At 61.0% G+C, this 4,235-nt stretch carries 5 protein-coding genes; 1 reads left to right on the forward strand and 4 read right to left on the reverse strand.

Annotated elements, in window-relative coordinates:
* Window positions 1-1,990: [protein-PII] uridylyltransferase (locus tag AC1D0Z_RS16765; protein WP_477659351.1), on the forward strand; the 1,990-nt coding region annotated here is incomplete at its 5' end.
* Window positions 1,991-2,097: 107 nt separating this feature from the next.
* On the opposite strand, the gene AC1D0Z_RS16770 is transcribed toward AC1D0Z_RS16765, so the two are convergent.
* From AC1D0Z_RS16770 to AC1D0Z_RS16785, 4 genes are all read right to left on the reverse strand, one after another.
* A complete protein-coding gene (locus tag AC1D0Z_RS16770) occupies window positions 2,098-2,808 on the reverse strand; it encodes a class I SAM-dependent methyltransferase (RefSeq protein ID WP_477659352.1) in 711 nt (236 codons plus the stop codon).
* 87 nt (window positions 2,809-2,895) lie between these two features.
* Window positions 2,896-3,435, reverse strand: coding sequence for a peptide deformylase (def, locus tag AC1D0Z_RS16775; protein ID WP_477659353.1), 540 nt, complete (start codon window positions 3,433-3,435; stop codon window positions 2,896-2,898).
* A gap of 39 nt (window positions 3,436-3,474) precedes the next feature.
* Window positions 3,475-3,675: a hypothetical protein gene (locus AC1D0Z_RS16780; protein WP_477659354.1), complete on the reverse strand. Its 201-nt coding sequence runs from the start codon at window positions 3,673-3,675 to the stop codon at window positions 3,475-3,477.
* 150 nt (window positions 3,676-3,825) lie between these two features.
* Window positions 3,826-4,235 (reverse strand): hypothetical protein (locus AC1D0Z_RS16785; protein ID WP_477659355.1); only part of this gene is annotated, 410 nt, incomplete at its 5' end.

The following is a 4,235-nucleotide window of genomic DNA, read 5'->3' on the forward strand; positions in this document are numbered from 1 at the left end:
GCGCGACCTGCAGGTGATTTTGTGGGTAGCGCGCGCTGCGGGTCTCGGCAAGTCGTGGGACGACCTGGCCCGCAACGGCCTGGCCACGCCTTTCGAGGTGCGGCAGATCAAGGCCAACGAAGCGCTGCTGAGCCTGATACGCGCCCGCCTGCATCTGATCGCCGGACGGCGCGAGGACCGGCTGGTGTTTGACCTGCAAACCGCTGTGGCCGAGTCCTTTGGCTATTCTGCGGAGGCCGACGACGGCAGCAAGCTGCCGCGCCGAGCCAGCGAAGCCGTGATGAAACGCTACTACTGGGCAGCCAAGGCAGTCACCCAGCTCAACCAGATCCTGCTGCTCAATATCGAAGAACGGCTCAACCCCAACACCTACCCGCTGCGGCCCATCAACGAACGGTTTTTCGACAAGGCCGGTATGCTGGAGGTGGTCAGCGACGACCTGTATGCGCGCGAACCGCACGCCATCCTGGAAACCTTTTTGGTATTTGAGACCACCGTGGGTATCAAGGGCCTGTCGGCACGCACGTTGCGCGCGCTCTACAACGCCCGCGGGCTGATGAACAGCAGGTTCCGCAGCGACCCGGTTAACCGCGATACCTTCCGCCGCATCCTGCAGCAGCCCGAAGGCATCACCCATGCCATGCGGCTGATGAACCAGACCTCCGTGCTGGGCCGCTACCTCTGGATCTTCCGCAAGATCGTCGGGCAGATGCAGCACGACCTGTTCCACGTCTACACGGTGGACCAGCACATCCTGATGGTGCTGCGCAATGTGCGGCGTTTTTTCATGGCCGAGCACTCGCATGAGTACCCGATGTGCTCGCAGCTCGCAGCCGGCTGGGACAAACCCTGGATTCTTTACATCGCCGCGCTGTTCCACGACATCGCGAAGGGCCGCGGCGGCGACCATTCCGAGCTCGGCTGCAAGGACGTGCGCGTTTTTTGCCGCCAGCACGGCATTGCGGCTGAAGACGCGAAACTGATCGAATTCCTGGTCGGTGAGCACCTGAGCATGAGCCGCATCGCCCAGAAGGAAGACCTGAGCAACCCGGAAGTGATTGCCGCATTTGCCAAGCGCGTGGGCAACGAGCGTTACCTGACCGCGCTCTATTTGCTGACGGTGGCCGACATCCGCGGTACCAGCCCCAAGGTCTGGAATGCCTGGAAGGGCAAGCTGCTGGAAGACCTGTACCGCTACACCCTGCGTGTATTGGGCGGCCGCGCACCCGATGCCGATGCCGAGGTGGAGGCCCGCAAGCGTGAAGCGCTCACCACGCTGGCCTTGCACGCCGAACCCTTCGAGGCCCACAAGGCGCTCTGGGACACGCTGGACGTCAGTTATTTCATGCGGCATGAAGCGGCCGACATCGCTTGGCACGCACGACAGCTTTCGCGTCACGTCGGAAAGGCCAACGCGATTGTCCGTGCACGCCGTTCGTCGGCTGGCGAAGGCATGCAGGTGCTGGTCTACACGCCCGAYGCGCCCGAYCTGTTTGCSCGCATCTGCGGCTAYTTTGACGAAGCCGGYTTCAGCATTCTGGACGCCAAGATYCACACSGCSAAAAAYGGCTACGCGCTGGACACCTTTCAGGTGGTCAGCCCGACGCTGGCCGATCATTACCGCGAACTGGCCGCCATGGTCGAGGCTGAGCTGGACCGCACGATCGAGAACCCCGGCCCATTACCCGCTCCGAGCAAAGGCCGCGTGTCGCGCCGGGTCAAGAGCTTTCCCATTGCGCCGCGTGTGGACCTGCGACCCGATGAAAAAGCCCAGCGCTGGTTGCTCAGCGTCTCGGCGAGCGACCGGGCCGGGCTGCTCTACCGCATCGCGCGGGTGCTGGCACGCCACCGTATCAACCTGCAGCTGGCCAAGGTCAGTACCCTGGGCGAGCGTGTGGAAGATACCTTCCTGATTGATGGCCCCGAGCTGCAGCACAACAAGGCGCAAATCGCGATTGAGACTGAGCTGCTCGAAGCGCTCAATACCTGACTCGATCCCAATTCAAGTCGATAGGCTGTTGCGCCGCCTTGCCGTGCTGTAGCACTGTCTGCGGCGCCACGCCTGCCCTCGCATTGAATTGAAAATGCAATGAAATTTCAAACGGCCGGTTTGCGCAGGTATTGCAACAATCGCCCCTTGTAGCTGCCGCCATCCGGCAGCTCGGCGATTCGTGTTTCAGTGCGCGAATAACCCAGCGCCTCCATTTTGCGATTGAAGCTGGCCCGGTTGCCGCGATCCGGATCGACGATCAGCACCTCGGTGTGCGGCAGCGCATGCAGCTCAATAAACCGGGACAACACCTCGGGCTGGCCGCGGTCATAAAGCACATCACTGCCGATGATCAAGTCAAAACGCCCAAGCAGTGGGTTCTCGCGCGACCAGTTACCCGTCTGGTATTTCATGACCGGCAGATGGTTGAGTTTGAGGTTTTCCAGAAGAAAGTCTGCCGCCAGCGGATGGCAATCGCTGGCGGTAATGTCGCCGCGCCGCCGGTGAACCACAAGACTGGCAAGCGCCAGGCCGCAACCGAGCTCCAGGATGCGTTTACCGTCCAGTTCAAAGGTCAGCATGGCATGGGCCAATACACGGCCAGACGGCCACAGCAAGCCGAATATCGGCCAGGCCGACGAGGAGATACCTTCGCGCTCGGCCTCGCCGAGAGGGTCATGGAATTGCTGCCGGTCCAGCAAGGAGCGCAGCTGCAGGTCGTCGCCGCTGCCGCTTACGGTTTCAAATTTCAGCTGGTAAGGGGGTGGCGAGGCAGCTCCGGTGATGAGAACTGCGCCCGGAACGGGAGCGTGCGACATCCGGAAAACCTTCCTTGCGTACAACACGCTCTGGCGGGGCGAAATAGCCCTCGATCCGCTTCAGTGTACCCCTCGGGGTTCCCTTGGTCAGTCGTCGTCCGACGCGTCCAGTCCGGGGAACAGCACTTCAGTGAAGCCAAACTGGCTGAAATCGCGGATACGCATGGGATACAGCGTGCCGATCAGGTGATCGCATTCATGCTGCACCACCCGCGCATGAAAGCCGTCCACCGAACGCTCAATGGCATCGCCATACTGGTCAAAGCCGCTGTAACGAATTCGCGAGAGGCGCGGCACAAGGCCGCGCAGGCCGGGCACCGAAAGGCAGCCTTCCCAGCCATTTTCTTCTTCAGGGCCCAGCGGCGTAATCAACGGGTTTAACAGGACGGTACGCGGCACTACCGGTGCATCGGGATAGCGTGGGTTGACCGTGTCAGTCCCGAAGATTACCAACTGCAGGTCAACGCCTATCTGCGGGGCCGCCAGGCCTGCGCCATTGACGGCGCGCATGGTGTCAAACATGTCCGAGATCAGCAGGTGCAACTCGTCAGTGTCGAACGCGGTGACGGGCTGGGCCACGCGCAGCAGCCGCGGGTCGCCCATTTTGAGGATTTCGCGTATGGTCATGCACCGATTATCGGGGTGCGGCACGCGAGCGCAAAGGCCTTAACGCCAGTGCCTGTACCGATACGGACGGTAGTAATAGCCGGGAGCTGGCGCGACCACGATAGGCGCCGGCTGGACGTAGACGGGACGGGACGGATAGACCGCCACTGGGCCGGGGTCAATGGGCGCCACCACGCAACCGGACAGGAAAACGGCCAGGCCTGCGGATACGGCCAGGGCAGACAAACGCTTGTAGTTCATGAAAAGCTCCTGTGTACAGGTCTTTTCAACGCMTGAGCGCTCCTGTGGCCTCACATCCGGCATGCAAACCCGGGTAACGCCTTGTAAGCCGTGACCAAGGATATTCGCAATTTTCCTGAATCAAATACCGTTTACCTGCTTGCGGCTGTGTCACTTGAATTCAGAGGCATAAGGGACGCCGAAGAAACCTTTGCGAACATGGAATGTGACGTATTTTTTGTCCAGGTCCATATGAAAAATCCGCACATCCTGCCTTGCTTTCACAACCTTTACAGAGTCTCCTGCATCCCAGTTTGCAAGGTGCAAAGTCGCTCCCCCCTTGGTGCCCGAGGGAGCTTCGATCCGGAGAATCTGGGTGGTGACTCTGGCCACGGGGGATGAATCGAAGTGCACATTGGCGCCTTCCACGATGCCCTGAGCGCAAAACAGGCAAATCCCGCAGAACAGCAAGGTCCCTGCGGCAAGCTTTCCGATGTCGCTGGCAGCCCTGTGCAGCCGTTCAAGGATCAGTGAAACAATACCGGTGCAAGCGGCGCAGGCGATGCACCACAGGCCCCAGT

The sequence above is a fragment of the Polaromonas sp. P1_E3 genome, from assembly GCF_056405935.1.